Source organism: Actinoplanes sp. OR16 (genome assembly GCF_004001265.1).
In the GTDB taxonomy this organism is placed as follows: domain Bacteria; phylum Actinomycetota; class Actinomycetes; order Mycobacteriales; family Micromonosporaceae; genus Actinoplanes.
The window spans coordinates 2,827,171-2,844,792 of record NZ_AP019371.1; the positions used below are offsets into that span (position 1 = coordinate 2,827,171).

Consider the following 17,622-nt stretch of genomic DNA (forward strand, 5'->3'; position numbering starts at 1 on the left):
TGCGGACGCCGGGCTCGGGCTTCGGCTGCGCGGACGCCGGCTCGGGCTTCGGCTATGCGGACGCCGGGTCGGCGAGGCTGCCGAGGATGGCGTTCCGGGTCGGTCGTCTGTCGATCTCCATGAACCGCTGGGCGCCGGCGAGCGGCTCGAAGCCGGACCGGCGGTAGACCTCGTGCGCGTCCCGGGTGGCGAGCAGGAAACGCAGGATGCCCCGCTCGGACAGGCTCTCCAGGACCGAGTCGATCAGCCAGGTGCCGAGGCCGTGGCCCCGGTGTGCCGGGTCGATGAAGACGTCGCAGATCCACGCGAAGGTGGCGCCGTCGGTCACCACGCGGGCGAAACCGACCTGCTCTTCCTCTTTCAGGATCGCGTCCTCATTCAGGATGGAGAACGGCAGCGAGCCCTCGATCGAGCGTGCCACCACGTCGCGTTCCCGCCCGGCCGCCCAGTAGGACTCCTCGGAGAGCCACCGGTGCACCCGGTCCAGGTCGACGCGTTCCCGGTCCTCGGTGAGGACGTACTGCCCGTTCCTGCGATCAGTCACGGCTTCGGAATCTACCCAGGACCGACGATCGGGGTTCATACGGGTGGGGGGTATGGTTATGGTATGTCCGGGTCCGCCCGGCGCTGACTGGAAGGGATCGACGATGGCGGTGACCAGCACCTACCAGGTGACGGGCATGACCTGCTCGCACTGCGTCCAGGCCGTGACCAAGGAGATCTCGGCGCTGCCCGGCGTCGCGGACGTCCAGGTCGACCTCGCCTCCGGTGGCGTGACCGTGACGAGTGAGACGCCTCTCACCGACGACGCCGTGCGTGAAGCGGTCGACGAGGCCGGCTACGAGCTAGCGGATGCCTGACCCGGCCCCCTCCACTGCGCACACCGAGGACGATCCCGTTGTCCTGGGGTCGGTGGGTGGTTCGCCCTCGGTGCCGCAGAACGCCGGCTTCCGGTTCGCCGCCGTCGGGGCGCTGCTGATCGTCGTGCTCTTCGCCGGCTATGGGCTGGGCCGCCTCAACAACGGCACCGCGGCCGGTACGTCGGCGGTCACCACCCGGGCCGCCACGCCCACTCCTTCGTCGTCGGTGATCGACGAGAGTCAGCCGCACGTCCACGGCACCACGAACCCGGTCCCCGCCGCGGGCGCGGGCGTCGCAGTCGGCGGACTGTCGCTCAGCTCACAGGGGCTGACTTTGACCCCGGTCGAGACCACGTTCCAGGCCGGCCGCCGGCAGAGACTCGAGTTCACGATCCACGGCCCCGGCGGCGCGCCGGTGACCACCTATGCCGTGGTGCACGACAAGCCGCTGCACCTCATCGTGATCCGCCGCGACCTCACCGGCTTCCAGCACCTGCACCCGGAGATGTCCGCCGACGGCACCTGGAGCATCGACCTCACGCTGAGCGAACCGGGCAGCTACCGGATGATCGCCGACTTCACCGCGCTCGTCGGCGGTGCGGAGATCGCCACCACGTTGGGTAGTGATCTGACGGTCGCCGGCGACTACGTGCCGGTCGCCCTTCCGGACGCGGCACGAGCGACGACCACGGAGAGCTACCGGATTTCGTACGAGGGAACGCCCGGCACCGCATCGACCCAGCCCCTCCTGATGACCGTCACCGACACAGCCGGCAAACCGGTCGCCGTCGAGCCTTATCTCGGCGCGTTCGGGCACCTCGTCGTCCTGCGGCAGAACGACCTGGCCTACGTCCACGTGCACCCGGAGAACCAGCTGGTCGACGGCAAGGTCAAGTTCTGGCTGGCCGCGCCGAGTCCCGGCACCTACCGGATGTTCTTCGACTTCCAGGTCGCCGGGAAGGTCTCCACGGCGACCTGGACGGTCGTCGTCAGCTGAGCATCTTGGCCAGGGCCGGTGTCACGCCCCACTGATCGGTGAGCTGCGTGTACTCGTCCCGCTGCTCGGCGGTCGGTGCGGCGCCGGTGCGGCGGGACCGCAGCAGCAGGTTGCGCGGCGTGTGCGCCGAGTCGATGAACTCGACGACGTCGACGCGGTAGCCGTTGAGCCGCAGCAGGCCGGCGCGCAGCGAATCCGTCAGCACGTCGGCGAACCGCTCCCGGAGGATGGCGTGACGTGTCGTCTCCCCGTACGGAAAAGGGGTCTTGACGTTCTTGAGCTGCGCCGCGATGTCGTGGTGGCAGCAGGGCGCCGCGAGGACCCACTTCGCCTCCCAGCGCACCGCGCGGGCGAGGGCCTGGTCGGTGGCGGTGTCGCAGGCGTGCAGGGCGAGGACGAGGTCGGGCGTGAAGGGCAGCGCCGCCTCCTCGATGGTGCCGGCCACGAAGCTCACCTGATCGGAACAGCCGAGCTTCTCCGCGACGGCGGTGTTGCGTACCCTCTGATCCTCGCGGACGTCGACCCCCACCACCTCGACCTGCGCGCCCCGCGCGGCCAGGTATCGGTAGGCGGCGAAGGTCAGGTAGGCGTTCCCGCAGCCCAGGTCGACGACGCGCAGCGGCGACGGCAACTCGTCGGGGAGCGTCGCGGCGAGCGCGCGGAGGAAGGCGTCGATCTGCCGGCGCTTCGCGGCGTTACCGCCGATCACTTCGAAGAGCGGATCGCCCGGATCGAGCAGCCACTGCTTGGCCCGATCGTGGGTCTGCTCGGCGGGCTTCGCGACGACCGCGGCGGCCCGGTGGATCTGAGCGTCGCCCTTCTTCGTGATCCGGACCTGCACCGTCGCCGACTCGGTCTCCACGTGCCAGTTGCCGAACGGCTCGGCGAGCAGCTCGTCGAACGCGGCGGCCGCCTCGGGTCCCGGCGCGACGTTACGGGTGAACGGCCGCGAGCCGTCGTCGGTGACGATCTGTAGTCTCGGCCCGGACTTGAGGGTCACCGGGCGCACCTGCGCTCTGGTCACGGAGGGTACGTGCCCGCGACGCCGTCCGGCCGCGACGGCCCGAGTCAGGCCCGGAGCGAGCAGCAGCTCCCGGACCTCGGCGAGTGCTTGATCGAGCGGTTCTGGCATGTCGTCCATTCTGACGCGGTCTCTCCGGCGGTTCTTTTCTGGCGCTGTTCTTTGTGGCGCTGCTCTTTGTGGTGCTGCTCTTTGTGGCGCTGCGCGGCTAAGTTGATCGTCGGCGAGAGGAGGTACCGGCGGATGACGTTGATGGCCGGCCTGCTCTCTGCCCGGATGCGCGAGGTGACCCGCGAGCCACGGGCGATCGCGCGGCGCAGCAGGTTCGTCGAGGGGCTCGCCACCGGACGGCTGCCGCTGGCCGCCTACGCCGAGATGGCCGCACAGCACTGGTTCATCTACGAGTCGCTGGAACTGGCCGCCGCCGCGATGACCGACGACCCGATCGCCCGGCGTTTCGTCCACCCGGAACTGTTCCGCGTCCCGGCCCTCGAAGCCGATCTGCGGTTCCTCTACGGTGCCCGCTGGCAGAGCCGGATCTCGGCGCTGGCGGCGACCACGACGTACTGCACCCGGATCCGCTCGGCCGCCTACGACCGCGCCACCGGCTACGTGGCCCACCACTGCACGCGTTACCTCGGCGACCTCTCCGGCGGCCAGTGGCTGGGCCGGCAGCTGGTCGAGGCGTACGGGTTCCGCCGCGAGGGATACCGCTTCTTCGTCTTCGAGGGGGTGGACCCGCCGCTGTTCCGCGACCGATATCGCGACCGGCTCAACGCTGTCCCGTGGACCCGCACCGAGCAGGACGCCTTCCTCGACGAGGTGGCGGCCGCCTACCGCCTCAACATCGACCTGCTGGCCGAGTTGGAGGACCGCTGGCGCTGAGCGCCGCCGGTCGTGCCCGAAAACGGACGGAGCACGGGACCATCCGTGGTCCCGTGCAGCGAATCGATCAGGCCTCGGCGGTGCCGACCCCGGTGTCCGAGCCACCGGTCATGCCGGCCTCAGCGGGGGCGGCGTCCGGGCGGCGACGGCGACGGCGACGCGGGGCGGCAGCGCCCTCGGAATCACCCTCAGAGGCCGCCTCGGCGGGCGCAGCGGCCGGAGCATCCGACGACGAGGCGGCGGAGGCGGTGGAGTCGGAGAACGACAAGGACGTGGCAGCGGTCCGCCGCCGCCGGGTCCGGGCGCGAGGAGCAGCAGTGCCCTCCTCGACCGCGGCGTCGTCCTGAGCGACCGGACTCGGCGCGGCCTCGGTCGCCGTCGTGACGGCGTCCGGCCCCGAACCGGCAGGCTGGTCCTCGCCCACCCTGCGGCGGCGACGCTGGCGCTTGGGACGCTCGGCGCCCTCGTCACCGGTGGCAGCGGTGCTGTCGGAGGACGGCCCGGAGAAGCCTCCCCGGGTACGCGAATTGCGCCCGCGCGCCCGCGGCGCCCGGCCACGACCAACGCTACCCAGGTCCTCCTCGACCTCGGCGGCGAGCCCGACCCGGCTGCGGTCGGCAGTCGGCAGGGTGCCCGAGACGTCGGACGGGATGTCGAGGTCGGCGTAGAGCGCCGGGCTGGTGTGGTAGGTCTCCGGCGGCTCCGGCATGTTCAGCCCGAGCGACTTGTCGATCAGCACCCAGCGCGGCATGTCCTCCCAGTCGACGAACGTGATCGCCGATCCGGTGGCGCCGGCCCGGCCGGTGCGGCCGATGCGGTGCGTGTAAGTCTCCGGGTCTTCCGGGCAGTCGTAGTTGATCACGTGGGTGACGCCCGAGACGTCGAGCCCGCGAGCCGCGACGTCGGTGGCGACCAGCACGTCGATCTTGCCGGTACGGAACGCGCGCAGCGCCCGCTCCCGCGCGCCCTGGCCGAGGTCACCGTGCACGGCCGCGACGGCGAAGCCACGGAAGTCGAGGTCTTCGGCGACCCGGTCGGCGGCCCGCTTGGTCCGCGTGAAGATCATCGTGAGGCCGCGTTCCTTGGCCTGCAGGATGCGGGCCACCATCTCGAGCTTGTTCATCGGATGGGTGCGGTAGACGACCTGCTTGGTCAGCGGCGAGGCGCCGCTGTCCGCCGTGTGGCCGGCGTGGATCGTGACCGGGTTGTGCAGGAACCGGCGGGACAGCGCCACGATCGGGTCCGGCATGGTGGCCGAGAAGAGCATCGTCTGACGCTTCTCCGGCAGCATCGCCAGGATCTTCTCGACGTCCTCCAGGAAGCCCAGGTCGAGCATCCGGTCGGCCTCGTCGAGGACGAGCGCGCGCACCGAGCCGAGCTTCAGCGCCTTCTGCTTGGCGAGGTCGAGCAGGCGGCCGGGGGTGCCGACCAGGATCTCGACGCCCTTCTTCAGGGTGTCGACCTGCGTCTCGTACGCCACGCCACCGTAGATCGGCAGAACGCGGACGCCGCGGGTGCTGCCGGCCGCCGCGAGGTCGCGCGCGACCTGGAGACCGAGCTCACGGGTCGGAACGACGATCAGGGCCTGGGGAAGGCCGTCGGCGCCCTCGGACGGCGCGAGGACGCGCTCGAGCAGCGGGAGGCCGAAACCGAGGGTCTTGCCGGTGCCGGTGGGGGCCTGACCGATCAGGTCGGTGCCGCGCAGGGCGATCGGCAGTGCGTATTCCTGGATGGCGAACGCGTGGGTGATGCCGGCCTTGGCCAGCGCCTCGACGGTCTCGGCACGCACGCCGAGCTCGGCGAAAGTCGGGCTGTCCGGGCGGACCGGCGCTCGACTGGTCACAGGTACTAGAGCTTGCTCATTGTCGGTCATGAAGTTTTACGGGTGCCCTCTCGTGGTGCGCCCGTCGGAGTCTTGGGCGCGGTCTGTTTTCGGCGCGGGCCACACGCTGTGAAGCGGGCCGCACGCGCGATCGCCGTGTGAACGCGAGCCCGGCGGGCTCGGCGGCGGGTCGATTTGACAAATCGACGGGACGGCGACAGCACAAGTCTACCCGACCAGGGGCCGGGCGCACCCGAGAGCAAGTTACGGGAGGGAACCCTGCGACCAGGGTCCCCTCTCGTCGTATTTCAGCGCGTCGTGAAACCGAACGGGCGGTGCGACGCCTCGGCGATCTCCACGTAGGCCACCTTGGCGATCGGGATGATCACCTTGCGGCCCTTCTCGTCGGTGAGCGTCAGGACGCCGTCCTTGGCCAGAGCCTCGGTCACCGCCTGCTCGACCTCCGCCGGGGTCTGGGCGCTCTCGAGCACCAGCTCACGCGGCGACTGCTGCACGCCGATCTTGACCTCCACGGGGCCCTCCTCTGTCAACCGTCTACCGGACGAAGGCTATCCGATTTCCGGCGGTGTTCCGGCCGTTGAGCCGCCCTGGAGCGGGAAGCTCGCGATCCCGCGCCAGATCAGCGCAGCTACAAGCGATTCGGCTTCAGCTTTGGGCGTACGCCGGCCGTTGGCGAGCCAGAACTGGGCGGCCTGCCCGGCCGCCCCGGCGAGGCCCGAGGCGAGCAGCTCGGCCTGGTCCGGGCGGAGCCCGGTGTCCGAGATGATGGTGTCCGTCACAGCGGCGATGCAGCCCTGCTCGACGCGCTCGACCCGCTGGCGCACCTGAGGGTCGTTGCGCAGGTCCGACTCGAAGACGAGCCGGAAGGCCTCGCTCTCGTGATCCATGAAGTCGAAGTAGGCGCGGACCGCGCCCTTCACTCGCTCCTTGTTGTCAGGGGTGGCCAGCATGGCGCCCCGCACCTTGGCGATTATCGCGTCGCAGTGCGTGTCCAGGAGGGCCAGGTAGAGTTCCAGCTTGCCGGGGAAGTGCTGGTAGAGGACGGGTTTCGAGACTCCTGCCCGCTCCGCGATGTCGTCCATCGCGGCGGCGTGATAGCCGTGCGCGACGAAGACCTGCTGCGCGGCGGCCAGCAACTGCTTGCGGCGCGCCGAACGTGGCAGGCGGGTGGGTCGAGCGGTCTGTGCCCCGCCGGACGCAGCGGTCATTTCTCTTCAACCTCCAGGGGGTCGGTCCCCGCGGTTCTTTCGTCGTGGATTGCCCGGATCGGCGCTCGTCGCGGTCGTGCGGGCAATTGTCGCGACGCTGCAACTTATCGCCACTGCAACCACACGGTAGCCTCAGCGGGGGCGAGCGAGGAGCACGCGGTGGATGAATCAGGGCATTCCGGAGACGCCGGAGCCGCAGCGGGTGGCAACGGCGCCGACTCGCGTGACCGCAGTCGAGTGAACGGGTGGGCGAACGCCGAAGGTCCGTGGGCGAACGCGGGCGCGGCGACGGATCAGGAGGCCGATGTGCCGTCGTGGCGTCGTCCGTCGGAAGGTCGCCCGTTCGGGCGTCAGCAGTTCCCGCCGGAGCGTCCGTTCGGATCCGCGCCGTCCTCGGCGGTGCCCGCGCCGTACGGTGAAAACCCTCCCGAGATTCCCCCGTCCGTGGTCCCCGAGCTGCCTTCGGTGCCGCCGGCCGCCGCGCAGCCTCCCGCGCCGTGGCCCGGTGAGCGCAGCCGCCTCGCGGAGATCCTCGGCCACCGCCGCAACCCGGGCCCGCCCGCGCCGACGTCCGGTCCGGTGCCGCCGGTGAGTCCCGGCCCGCTGCCGAGCAGCGCACCCCCTTACCCGTACGAGGGGGACCTCGACGACACCTATGGCAACGGGCCCCGCGCCGCCGTGCCGATGGCCCGGCCCGACTGGGTTCCGGCCGCCGAGCCGACCTCGACGCCGCCCGCGCCGGCCGAGCGCTCCCGGCACGCCCTGGTGACCGACACCCTGGCCCAGGGGCTGCCGCAGGTGGAGACTCCGTCGGGTGAGAACCCGGCCGCAGTGGCCCGCCCGACGTACGATTCGGGCGGCTACCAGCGCCGCTACGAGCCGGCGCCGGCCGCGTTCCCCCCAGCCACCGATGACGTCAGTCCGTTCTCCGCTCCCGCGGCGTACCCGCCGGCCGCCGGCCGTCCCGATGAACCGGGCGCCGAGCCGGACAGCGGGCTCGTCGCCGCGGTGACCGAGAACAGCGGCGCCCTGCCGCAGCGGGTGCCGGCGCAGCCTGACGTCCCCCGAGTTCCGGAGCCGCCCTCCGTGGAGCCATCGGCCGAGGCGCCCGCCCTGGCGCGCATCGCGACGCATCTGCGCCGCGGTGACGTCGTGCCGGCGCAGGAGCGGCAGGAGGGCTTCGACGTCCAGGACATCCTGGCCGCGGTGCGCGAGGTGGCCGGTGTCCGCGACGCGTCGCTGCGGGCCACCCCGGCCGGCGCGCACAGCCTGCGGCTCGACCTCTCGGACGGCGCCGACCCGGCCGAGGTGAGCCGCCGGGTGGCCCGCCTGCTGCAGGAGCGGATGGGTCTGGACGCGGCGATGCCGGCGGACAGCCCGCTCGCCCCGATCCCGGCAGCGCCCACCTCGGCGCCGCCGATCCCCGGCCAGACCCGATCCGGTCGTGCCTCGGTCCCGGCCCCCGCGAAACCGGCCCCCGCGAAACCGGCCCCCGCGACACCGGTCTCCGCGACACCGGTCTCCGCGGTGCCCGCCCCCGCGAAACCGGTGTCCGCGCCACCCCAGCTGCCGCCCGCACCGGTGTCCACGCCTCCCGCTCAGCGGTCGTCGTTCGTCGAGCGCGCCTCGCTCGTCCCGGTCGACGCGAGCAGGCCCCGCCCGCTCGACCCCGGTGACAGCCCCGGCCCGCGCGTCGTCATCGAGAACGTGCACGTCAACACGTTCGGCGCGGACGCCAGCGTGGAGGTCCGGCTGCGTGCCGGCGGCCGTGCCGCGTCCGGTGTGGCGACCGGTCCGGCCGTCGACGGATACCTTCTCCGCCTCTGCGCCACGGCCACCGCCGGTGCCGTCGACGAGCTGCTGTCGACGTCCCAGAACGAGCACGGCCCGGCTCGCTGCTTCGTGGAGCACGCCGCGTCCGTCTCGTTCGGGCAGATGCAGGTGGCGGTCGTCGTGCTGCTGCTCTCCTGTGACGGCGGCTGGGTCGAGCAGCTGGCCGGTTCGGCGGTGGTGACCGGCGACGACCGGCACGCCATGGTCCGCGCCACATTGGCCGCGGTGAACCGTCGGCTTGAGGCACTGTTGGCTTGATGAAGGGCGCGATACTGGCCGACGACAGCGTGCTGTTGGCGGCGGACGAGATCCCGCCGCCGTGGCCCGCCCGCCGGGTCGAGATCGGTGGTTCGATGCTGCACGTCCGGGACACCCCGGGCCGGTCCGGTGCCGAGCCGGCGGTCTACGTGCACGGCCTCGGTGGCTCCTCGCAGAACTTCACCGACCTGGCCGGCCTGCTCGCCGACCGGTTCGACGGCCAGGCGGTCGACCTGCCCGGGTTCGGTTACAGCGACGCGATCCCGCGGTACTCGATCCCGGCGTTCGCGGCCACCCTGATCGACTATCTGGAGCACGCCGGTCGTGGCCCTGTGCACCTGGTCGGCAACTCGCTCGGCGGTTCGATCTCGGTTCGCGTCGCGGCCCTGCGACCGGACCTCGTCCGTACCCTGACGCTCGTCTCTCCGGCGATGCCGTTCCTGAACCCGCGCCGGACCGCGCAGGGCCCGGTGCTGCCGCTGCTCGCGCTGCCCGGCGCGGAACGGCTGATGGCGTGGGCCCTCACCCGGGTCACCGCCGAGCAGATGGCCGAGCAGGTCCTCGCCGCCTGCTTCGGCGACACCACGAAGGTGCATCCGCAGCGCCGTGCCGAGGCGATGGAGGAGATCCAGCTGCGCTACACCGTGGAGCACTACCCGAGGGCCTACCTCGGGACGCTGCGCGGCCTGGTGAGCAGCTTCCTCCGGGCGTATCTTCCGGGGGAAGACTCGCAGTGGCGCCTCGCGGCCCGGGTGCAGGCCCCCACGCTGGTCATCGGTGGTCTCAACGACAAGCTGGTGGATCCGCGGGTGCCCGCCCAGGTGGCGAAGGCGATCCCGGACAGCCGTCTGCTCATCCTCCCGGGTGTCGGTCACGTCGCGCAGATGGAGGTTCCGCGGCTGGTGGCGCGGGGCATCGTGGGCATGCTCGACGACGTGCGGCAGACCGCGGCCGGCTGAGTCTCAAACCTTTCACCCGGCTCCTGTGGGCCTCGCCGCACTTGATCAACTTCCGGTGGGCGCGATCGACAGCGTGTGCCAGTGTGAGAGGCCCATGATCTCTTCACCACCGCCCACTGCGGACCGTCCGGACCGGTGGCGCCGGACCTGGCTGGTCGTCCTGGCGCTGTCGCTGGCGGTGCTCGCCGCCGTGATGATCGGCAACCAGGTGACCGCCGAGCCGCAGTCCCCGGTCGCGGCGTCCTCGCCTTCGCCTTCGCTCTCTCCGTCGCCGTCGCCCTCGCCGTCCCCGTCGGCCATCCCGACGGAACCCGTTCTCGAATCGGCCTCGGCTTCGCCCTCGGTGACCGATCCCTTTCCGGGGGCGGGCATCCTGCGCCTGTCCGGGTCGGTGCCTTCTCATGGTTCAGGCGATTTCCTGTACGCGGGGAAGCGCTCGTCGATCTTCGGCAGCAAAGGCCAGGTCCGGCGTTTCCGGGTGGCGGCCGAGAAGGGCAGCAACGAGGACGTGGAGGCGTTCGCGGCCCAGGTCGCCGCGATCCTCGGCGACAAGCGGAGCTGGATCGGCAACGGCAACGTGCGGCTGCAGATGGTGTCCGGCAGCGAGAAGGCGGACTTCACCGTCTACCTGGCGACCCGGGACACGGCCGGGCAGCTGTGCCTGCGAGGCGGGACGAACATCCGGGTAGGCGGCGTGCCGTACACCTCCTGTCGCGCCACCGGTAAGGCGGTCATCAACCTGGACCGCTGGCGGCTCTCCGCCAAGCCCTACCTGGACGCGAAGGTCGACCTCGCCATCTACCGCCGCTACGTGATCAACCACGAGGTCGGGCACGAGCTGGGCCACCATCACGAGGGCTGCCCGAAGGCCGGCGGCCCGGCCCCGGTCATGGTCCAGCAGACGCTGACCCTGCGCGGATGCAAGCCGTACGCGTGGCCGCGCCGCAACGACCGCAACTTCGCGGGCCCGGCGCTGTGACCGGGATCTTCCGGTAGGAAACGCGAAACTCCTGTGACAAGCGCCTACTCGTGGCAGGCTGGCGCTTGCTATGGCAAACGCGACAAATGGTCCCGCTGATCCTGGCGCCCCCACTGCCGGGCCCGCTGCGGCCGGGCTTTCGGCCTCCGGCCGCCCCACCGAGCGCTCCCGGGCCGAGGCCGCGCTGCTGGCCGGCCTGCGCCCGGCACGTGTAGGCGCCCACCGCGCCGCCGACCCGGACGACCACGGCCGGCAGTACGTCACCGACCACGGCCGGCAGCGCATCACCGGCGACGGCGGCGACGGCGGCGACGGCGGCGGGGGCGGCGACGGGGGCGGCCCGCCGGAACGCGGCCGCACCCTGGCCGCGACGGCGACCGGCCGAGCCGTGGTGACCGCACCCGTCACCACCGGCCCGGACGCTTCCGAGAGCCGAGCCGCGGTGAAGCCGGCCGCCAGGGGTACCGCCCCGGTGAAGGCGACCGGTTCCGCGAGGCCGCCCGCCGCCACCGGTTCCGCCCCGGTGAAGTCGACGAGCGCCGCCAAGCCGCCGACCGCGTCCGGCAAGGCCCCGGTGAAGTCCACCAGCACCACCAAGCCGTCATCCGCGGCCAAGCCCACCGGCACCACCAGGTCGTCGTCACCGGCGCCGGCCAAGCCCGCCGGCGCCACCAAGCCGTCGTCGCCCGCCGCCAAGTCGACGAGTGCCGCCAAGCCGTCGTCGCCCGCCGCCAAGTCGACGAGCGCCGGCAAGTCGACGAGCGCCGGTAAGCCGTCCGCGGCCGGTTCCGCGCCGGTCAAGTCACCCGCGGTGAAGTCGACGTCGAGCCGCAAGCTCGCGGACGAGCCGCCGGCTGGCAAGTCCACCGGCCGCAGTGCCCGCAAGAGCACCTCGGCCGCCGTCCAGCCCGAGCCGGCGCCACCCGCCAAGACGGTGCGTCGCGCGGCGGAGAGCGTTCGCAAGCCGGCCGCGTCCAAGCCCGAGCCGAGTACCCGTGCCAGGACTGCCGCCGAGGCGAAGAGCGCGCGCGACGCGGCCACCAGGGCTGCGCTGGGCGTGGGGCCCGCCAAGGCCGTACCCGAGAACCGCGCCACCCCGGCCCGCGTCCGGTCCGTCGAAGCGGCGCTGGAGGCCCGTACGGGCGCTTCCGCGAAGACGCCCCGGACCACCGCCAAGCCCTCCAAGGTCGCGACTTCCGCGCCCGCGTCCTCCAAGGCGGCGCCTTCCACGTCCGTGCCGAAACGCGGCGGGGGCAAGCGTCCCGCCGTGGCCGCCCTCCCGGCCGCCGAGGAGATCACGCCCGCCGAACCCGCCGAGATGACCCGCGGCATCCTCGAACTCGCGGCCGAACGCCTGGCTGCGTCCCGCGCTACCGAGGCGCAGCGCGCGGACGAGGACGAAGCGGCCGGCTCGCCGTTCCAGGCGCCCGGTTCGACGGTGTCGCGAGGGACACCGCCGGCGCGCTGGCAGCGGCCCGGCTCACCAGTGGAATCCGCGCCGTCCGACCTGCCCGAAGTGCGATGGGATCAGCCCGAGGCCGCGTACACCGGCCTGCCCGAGGTCCGCTGGGATCAGCCCGAGGCGGGACACGCCGGCCTGCCCGAGGTTCGCTGGGATCAGCCCGCGGTCACGCATGCCGACGTCCAGGACGATCAGTGGGATCAGGGCGCGGTCGTCGATGCGCCGTGGCCGGAGCAGGACGAGGGCGGCCGGGCTCCGGCCGGCCTCCCGGCGAGTCTCCGGCTCCCGGCCGAACTCCCCGACGACCTCTGGCCGCCCGCTGCCCCGGCCGAGCCGGAGAACATCTACGTGCCGCCGGTCCGCGACGAGGACCGGCAGGAGACGACCCAGGACGACGACGGCAAGGAGACGACCCCCGACGACGCCTGGGGCGCGCCGCAGCCTGACGCCGAGACGTCGATCCACGAGCGGGCCCTCACCTATGAGCAGGTCCTGGCCCAGGAACAGGCCGTGGAGACGACGGCCGAGCGGTTCTACCCACCGGAGCCGCCGCTGAGCGCTCTCGGTCAACGGCTTCAGGGGCAGGCCGCTGATCCCGAGCACGGCTTCCTGCCGGGCGGCCTGGACGGCGGCGAGCACGGTGGCCGGTCGCTGTCCGAGGAGACGGCGAGGGAGGCTGCTCCTTCGCCACGGGCGCGGCAGACGATGCGGAGGCGTCGCCGCACGGTGCTTCTCGCGTACATCCTCGTGGTCGCGGGTGTTCTGGTGGCCGGACATCAGCTTCGCGAGCAGCAGGAGCGCGCGAATCAGCCGGAACCGGAGGCCGCTCAGCCCGCTGCGGAACCGGCGATGCTCGGTGGTGCGGCGCAGGTGCCGGCGGCCACTCCGGGAGCGGCGACGCCGGAGCCGCCCGAGCAGGATTCGTCCACTCAGGCGCCGGTGACCGAGGAGAAGTCCGGAGGAGACGGCGAGTTCCGGTACGCGAAGGGCCGAGGCCCGATGCTCGGCTCGGGCGGCAAGCTGCACCGTTTCCGGGTGGCGGTCGAGGAGACTGTTGACGGCACGGCGCCGGCCGAGTTCGCCGAGGTGATCGACGAGACGCTGGGCGACGATCGGAGCTGGGTGAGCGGTGATCGGATGCGGCTGCGCCGGGTGCCGGACGCCGGCAAGGCGGACTTCACGATCTACCTGGCCTCGGCGGACACCTCGGAGCGGATGTGCGCGACCGGTGGCCTGCACACCGAGGGGTTCACCTCGTGCCGCGTCCCCGGTCAGGTGATCATCAATGCCGATCGGTGGGCGGACGGCATCCCGGACTACGAGGGGCACCTCGACGAGTACCGCCGCTATGCGCTCAACCACGAGGTCGGCCACGAGCTGGGACATGGACACGAGGCGTGCCCCGGCGAAGGTGAGAAGGCCCCGGTGATGATGCCGCAGACGTACGGCCTGAAGGGTTGCACCCGCAACGCGTGGCCGTTCCTCGACGGCGAGCGGTACGCCGGTGAGCCCACCGTCTGAATATTCCGCGATCCCGCATGTCGGGCCCGTGTCCCTCGTCATGGGCGTGTTGCGTGTCAACGAGCAACAATGGTCGGCGATCCTTACCACCGAACCCGGGGAGTGAACTGTGGCTCTGCCCCCGCTCGTCGAGCCGGCCGCCGAGCTGAGCATCGACGAGATCCGCCGCTATTCGCGACACCTGATCATCCCCGACGTCGGGATGGACGGGCAGAAGCGGCTGAAGAACGCGAAGGTGCTCGCGGTCGGCGCGGGCGGCCTCGGCTCGCCGACCCTGCTCTACCTGGCCGCGGCCGGCGTGGGCACGCTCGGCATCATCGACTTCGACACGGTCGACGAGTCGAACCTCCAGCGCCAGATCATCCACGGCGTCTCCGACATCGGCACGCCCAAGGCGGAGTCCGCTGCCCGGAGCATCGCCGAGGTGAACCCACTGGTCAACGTGGTCATTCACAACACCGCGCTGGACCGCGACAACGTCAAAGAGATCTTCAGCCAGTACGACCTGATCGTCGACGGCACCGACAACTTCGCGACCCGCTACATGGTCAACGACGCCGCGGTGCTGCTCGGCAAGCCGTACGTCTGGGGCTCGATCTACCGCTTCGACGGCCAGGCCTCGGTCTTCTGGGAGGAGCACGGTCCCTGCTACCGGTGCCTCTACCCGGAGCCCCCGCCGCCCGGCATGGTTCCGAGCTGCGCCGAGGGCGGCGTCCTCGGCGTGCTCTGCGCGTCGATCGGCTCGATCCAGGTCAACGAGGCGATCAAGCTGATCACCGGCATCGGTGAGCCGCTCGTCGGCCGCCTGATGGTCTACGACGCCCTGGAGATGGAGTACCGCAAGATCAAGGTCCGTAAGGACCCGGACTGCGTGCTCTGTGGTGAGAACGCGACGCTCACCGACCTGATGGAGGACTACGACGACTTCTGCGGCGCCGTCTCGGTCGAGGCGCAGGAGGCGACGTTCAACGCCACCATCACGGCCCGGGAGCTCAAGGACTGGCAGGACTCCGGCAAGGACATCTTCCTCGTCGACGTCCGCGAGCCCGCCGAGTGGGAGATCAACCGGATCCCCGGCGCGACCCTCATCCCGAAGGGCGACATCCTGTCCGGTGCTGCGCTGTCGCAGTTCCCGCAGGACAAGCAGATCGTGCTGCACTGCAAGTCCGGTGTCCGCTCGGCGGAGGCGCTCGCCGCGCTGAAGTCGGCCGGCTTCAAGGACGCGGTGCACGTCCAGGGCGGCATCGTCTCCTGGGTCAACACGGTCGACCCGTCGCTGCCGTCGTACTGATGACAATCACTCTAGGGAGTTGCTCGGACAACTCCCTAGAGTGATGGTTCAACGTCACAGATGTGAGATCGGGCGGGCGATTCACAGTTTCGGACGGTAGCGTCACCACAGTGGTCGATATAGACGCCGCCATCGGGTACGTGGTAGCCCACGGTGACCCGGTCGAGCGCGCTCGCCTGTCGTACCTCCGGACCGGTCAGCCGGCGCCGGAGGATGTCGTGGACCGCATCGCCGCCGGGCAGATGCCGGAAGGCGGCTGGCCGGCTTCGGCCGAGGGCGCGGTCCCATCCGTCGACGCGACCTGTTTCCGCCTGGCCGAGCTGGACGATCTCGGCAGCCTGCGCGGCCCGGTCGTCGAGCGCGCGCTGAACTGGCTGGCGGCCGCCCAGCGCGGCGACGGCACGTGGCAGGAGCACGAGGCGCTGGCGGGTGAGGCGCCACCGTGGGCGATGCCCGGTGACCCGGAGGCGACGCTCTACCTGACGTCGGTCGCCGGGTTCTGGCTGACAGCCGCCGCTGTCGAGGCAGACCCCTATCAAACCCGTTCGCCGTACGGAGAAGCGCTCGCCCGCGCCGCCGCCTGGGTGGTCTCGCAACTACATCCGGACGGCACCTGGCCGTCGTTCCTGGCCGCCGGCTGGCACAGCGCCGGTCTCCTGCACCAGCGGCAGTTCTTCTACGAGTCGGCGCGGGTGCAGATGGTGCTCGGCGAGCGGCTCCCCGACATGGCCCCGGCCGACGTGGCGTCGATGGCGGCCGCGCTGCGCCGGGTCAACCTCGGTGACGACTGGCTGCTGCAGAACGCGCGGAAGAGGCTGGCCGAGACGCAGCGCATCGACGGCGGCTGGGACAGCAACGAAGGCCCGCTCTTCGACGTCAACATCACCCTGACGGCGCTGCGGGCCTGTCGCTGACCACTCCCTGGTCTACGCCGCGACCGACTCCGCGGTCACCTCGACCTTGCCGCGCGTACCCCACGCCATGTTGACGCAGGTGAACATGGCGTAGATGCGCCACACCCGCAGGAACGTCCCGGCCCAGAGTGCGGCGAACGGCGTCATCGCCCAAGTGCCGAGCTGGTACCACGGCGACTCGTCGTTGCGCCTGATGCTCAGGTACCGCAGCATCACGCCGTAGTAGATGCCGGCCTGGATGAGCAGCAGCAGGAGCAGTGTCTTCCAGTTCGTCAGATCCTGTGTCGCGACGACGCAGACGACCGCGATCGACGCCAGCACGTACTGGATCCACTTGGTGACGTGGCCCCAGAAGGCAAAACGGCCGAGGGGCAGGTAGCGGAACCGCCACATGGAGCGGATGAAGGAACCCCGCATCCACCGGATCTGTTGGTTCTTGTGGTGCTTGAAGGTGGTCGGCATGTACGTGAACGCCCACGACGTCACCTGCTGGACGGTCTTTCCCCGCAGCAACGCGAACAGCGTCAGCAGCGAGTCGTCGCTGATCCGCATCTCCTGATCGAGGAACCTCTCGTTGAGGTACGCGTCGATGTTCTCGTCGACCACCTCGGCCCGGTAGTAGGCCAGGGCGCCGTAGTTGACGAGAACCGAGTTGAAGCGGGACATCACCGAACGGTCGCTGAACTGCAGCCCGACGTACCAGAGGTCCATCACCCGGGTGAAGAGGTTCTGCTTCGTGTTCGCGGCGGCCACCATCGAGGCCACAGACATGACCTCGGGGTCGGCGAACGCCTTGAGCGCCTCCTCGGTGGCCTTCGGGTCGAGGAGGCTGTCACTGTCGATCATCGCGTAGACGTGGCACCACGCGACGTGCTCCCGGGCGGCCATCTGAGCGTGCCGCTTGCCGCCGTTCGGCGTCCGGGTCCAGTAGCCGGCCACGCCGGCCCGGGCGCACTCCTGCTCGAACCAGTGCTGCAACTCGGTGTAGTCCACCAGATTGCTGCCGTCGTCGCAGACGCTGATGGCCTGCAGCGGCCGGGTCTGCCGGAACATCGACTCGATGGACTCACGGACGATCGTCGGGTCCTCGTTGTACAGCGGCATGATCACCGCGACGTCGAGCGCCTGCAACCGCTCCCACTGCCGGTCAGTGGCGGTGTGCGGCCGTTCGAAGTACCCGTAGACCGTCTGCGCGCACAGCATGACGAACAGGATCGCGTAGATGACGGCCAGTTGTGGCGTCCCCACGTGGGCGAACTGGTTGAGCGAGATGATGTGGTGGACACCCCAGATCACGAGCAGCGTGAGGACCACGGAAGCGCCGAGCAGGGCCCGGCGCTTCCGGTACGCCACCGTGAGGGGAGCCTTCTTGCTCCCGTAGATCATGCCTGGCCCGCGACCTTCCCGCGGCGGAAGCTCAGGCGGACCGCGGTCACGCCGAGCAGCAGCAGGCTCACGCCGACGCCCGCGACGATCAGCGGGATCGGGGCGTTGAAGGTCGCAGCGCCGACGCCTACGGCGACGGTTGCGGTACCGGTCTGGGGCAGGGACCCGTAGTTCAAGGAAATGCCTTTCGAGGGGGGTTTGAGCA

16 protein-coding genes are annotated in these 17,622 nt (G+C 71.0%); 9 read left to right on the forward strand and 7 right to left on the reverse strand.

Annotated elements, in window-relative coordinates; translation table 11 throughout:
- Positions 1 to 52: 52 nt before the first annotated feature.
- Positions 53 to 544, reverse strand: coding sequence for a GNAT family N-acetyltransferase (locus EP757_RS13060; RefSeq protein WP_127545578.1), 492 nt, complete (start codon positions 542 to 544; stop codon positions 53 to 55).
- A gap of 103 nt (positions 545 to 647) precedes the next feature.
- Between EP757_RS13060 and EP757_RS13065 the strand changes: the two genes are divergently transcribed.
- A complete protein-coding gene (locus EP757_RS13065; RefSeq protein WP_127545581.1) occupies positions 648 to 860 on the forward strand; it encodes a heavy-metal-associated domain-containing protein in 213 nt (70 codons plus the stop codon).
- A complete protein-coding gene (locus EP757_RS13070) occupies positions 853 to 1,857 on the forward strand; it encodes a hypothetical protein (RefSeq protein ID WP_232050491.1) in 1,005 nt (334 codons plus the stop codon). Before EP757_RS13065 ends, EP757_RS13070 begins: the two co-directional genes overlap by 8 nt.
- Here EP757_RS13070 and EP757_RS13075 read toward each other — a convergent pair.
- Positions 1,850 to 2,989, reverse strand: coding sequence for an SAM-dependent methyltransferase (locus EP757_RS13075; protein WP_127545584.1), 1,140 nt, complete (start codon positions 2,987 to 2,989; stop codon positions 1,850 to 1,852). The two genes, EP757_RS13070 and EP757_RS13075, sit on opposite strands and share 8 nt — an antisense overlap.
- 132 nt (positions 2,990 to 3,121) lie before the next feature.
- On the opposite strand from EP757_RS13075, the gene EP757_RS13080 reads away from it, so the two are divergent.
- Positions 3,122 to 3,763: a heme oxygenase (biliverdin-producing) gene (locus EP757_RS13080; protein ID WP_127545587.1), complete on the forward strand. Its 642-nt coding sequence runs from the start codon at positions 3,122 to 3,124 to the stop codon at positions 3,761 to 3,763.
- Positions 3,764 to 3,830: 67 nt separating this feature from the next.
- Here EP757_RS13080 and EP757_RS13085 read toward each other — a convergent pair whose 3' ends face one another.
- From EP757_RS13085 to EP757_RS13095, 3 genes are all read right to left on the reverse strand, one after another.
- Positions 3,831 to 5,636: a DEAD/DEAH box helicase gene (locus EP757_RS13085; protein WP_127545590.1), complete on the reverse strand. Its 1,806-nt coding sequence runs from the start codon at positions 5,634 to 5,636 to the stop codon at positions 3,831 to 3,833.
- Between the two features lie 257 nt (positions 5,637 to 5,893).
- The gene (locus EP757_RS13090; RefSeq protein WP_127545593.1) at positions 5,894 to 6,118 is read right to left on the reverse strand and encodes a DUF3107 domain-containing protein; all 225 of its coding nucleotides are present in this window, start codon (positions 6,116 to 6,118) and stop codon (positions 5,894 to 5,896) included.
- 36 nt (positions 6,119 to 6,154) lie between these two features.
- Positions 6,155 to 6,814, reverse strand: a complete 660-nt coding sequence (locus tag EP757_RS13095; protein WP_127545596.1) for a TetR/AcrR family transcriptional regulator — start codon at positions 6,812 to 6,814, stop codon at positions 6,155 to 6,157.
- A gap of 444 nt (positions 6,815 to 7,258) precedes the next feature.
- Here EP757_RS13095 and EP757_RS13100 point away from each other — a divergent pair, with 444 nt between their 5' ends.
- The 6 genes from EP757_RS13100 to EP757_RS13125 all read left to right on the forward strand — a co-directional run bounded on the left by EP757_RS13100 (position 7,259) and on the right by EP757_RS13125 (position 16,031).
- Positions 7,259 to 8,905: a Daple gene (locus EP757_RS13100; RefSeq protein WP_232050492.1), complete on the forward strand. Its 1,647-nt coding sequence runs from the start codon at positions 7,259 to 7,261 to the stop codon at positions 8,903 to 8,905.
- Complete coding sequence (locus EP757_RS13105; protein WP_127545602.1) at positions 8,905 to 9,864, forward strand: alpha/beta fold hydrolase; 960 nt, start codon at positions 8,905 to 8,907, stop codon at positions 9,862 to 9,864. Before EP757_RS13100 ends, EP757_RS13105 begins: the two co-directional genes overlap by 1 nt.
- A 94-nt stretch (positions 9,865 to 9,958) precedes the next feature.
- A complete protein-coding gene (locus EP757_RS13110) occupies positions 9,959 to 10,843 on the forward strand; it encodes a DUF3152 domain-containing protein (protein WP_127545605.1) in 885 nt (294 codons plus the stop codon).
- 70 nt (positions 10,844 to 10,913) lie between these two features.
- Entirely contained in the window at positions 10,914 to 13,826 is a 2,913-nt protein-coding gene (locus tag EP757_RS43835; RefSeq protein ID WP_232050493.1) for a DUF3152 domain-containing protein, read from the forward strand.
- A 109-nt stretch (positions 13,827 to 13,935) separates the two neighbouring features.
- Positions 13,936 to 15,117 carry an adenylyltransferase/sulfurtransferase MoeZ gene (gene moeZ, locus EP757_RS13120; RefSeq protein ID WP_127545608.1) on the forward strand — a complete coding sequence of 394 codons (1,182 nt, stop codon included), beginning with the start codon at positions 13,936 to 13,938 and terminating at the stop codon, positions 15,115 to 15,117.
- Positions 15,118 to 15,227: 110 nt separating this feature from the next.
- The gene (locus EP757_RS13125) at positions 15,228 to 16,031 is read left to right on the forward strand and encodes a prenyltransferase/squalene oxidase repeat-containing protein (RefSeq protein WP_127545611.1); all 804 of its coding nucleotides are present in this window, start codon (positions 15,228 to 15,230) and stop codon (positions 16,029 to 16,031) included.
- 12 nt (positions 16,032 to 16,043) lie between these two features.
- Here the strand turns inward: EP757_RS13125 and EP757_RS13130 are convergent, their stop codons facing one another.
- On the reverse strand, positions 16,044 to 17,417 hold the full coding sequence (locus EP757_RS13130; protein ID WP_127545614.1) for a glycosyltransferase: 1,374 nt from the start codon (positions 17,415 to 17,417) through the stop codon (positions 16,044 to 16,046).
- Positions 17,414 to 17,593: a hypothetical protein gene (locus EP757_RS13135; protein WP_127545617.1), complete on the reverse strand. Its 180-nt coding sequence runs from the start codon at positions 17,591 to 17,593 to the stop codon at positions 17,414 to 17,416. Before EP757_RS13135 ends, EP757_RS13130 begins: the two co-directional genes overlap by 4 nt.
- Between the last annotated feature and the right edge of the window lie 29 nt (positions 17,594 to 17,622).

Bases quoted from the DNA above. Each gene is read 5' to 3' on its own strand.
- EP757_RS13065 (WP_127545581.1), top strand. From the start codon at position 648: ATGGCGGTGACCAGCACCTACCAGGTGACGGGCATGACCTGCTCGCAC.
- EP757_RS13070 (WP_232050491.1), top strand. From the start codon at position 853: ATGCCTGACCCGGCCCCCTCCACTGCGCACACCGAGGACGATCCCGTT.
- EP757_RS13075 (WP_127545584.1), bottom strand. From the start codon at position 2,989: ATGCCAGAACCGCTCGATCAAGCACTCGCCGAGGTCCGGGAGCTGCTG.
- EP757_RS13080 (WP_127545587.1), top strand. From the start codon at position 3,122: ATGACGTTGATGGCCGGCCTGCTCTCTGCCCGGATGCGCGAGGTGACC.
- EP757_RS13085 (WP_127545590.1), bottom strand. From the start codon at position 5,636: ATGACCGACAATGAGCAAGCTCTAGTACCTGTGACCAGTCGAGCGCCG.
- EP757_RS13095 (WP_127545596.1), bottom strand. From the start codon at position 6,814: ATGACCGCTGCGTCCGGCGGGGCACAGACCGCTCGACCCACCCGCCTG.
- EP757_RS13105 (WP_127545602.1), top strand. From the start codon at position 8,905: ATGAAGGGCGCGATACTGGCCGACGACAGCGTGCTGTTGGCGGCGGAC.
- EP757_RS13110 (WP_127545605.1), top strand. From the start codon at position 9,959: ATGATCTCTTCACCACCGCCCACTGCGGACCGTCCGGACCGGTGGCGC.
- EP757_RS43835 (WP_232050493.1), top strand. From the start codon at position 10,914: ATGGCAAACGCGACAAATGGTCCCGCTGATCCTGGCGCCCCCACTGCC.
- EP757_RS13130 (WP_127545614.1), bottom strand. From the start codon at position 17,417: ATGATCTACGGGAGCAAGAAGGCTCCCCTCACGGTGGCGTACCGGAAG.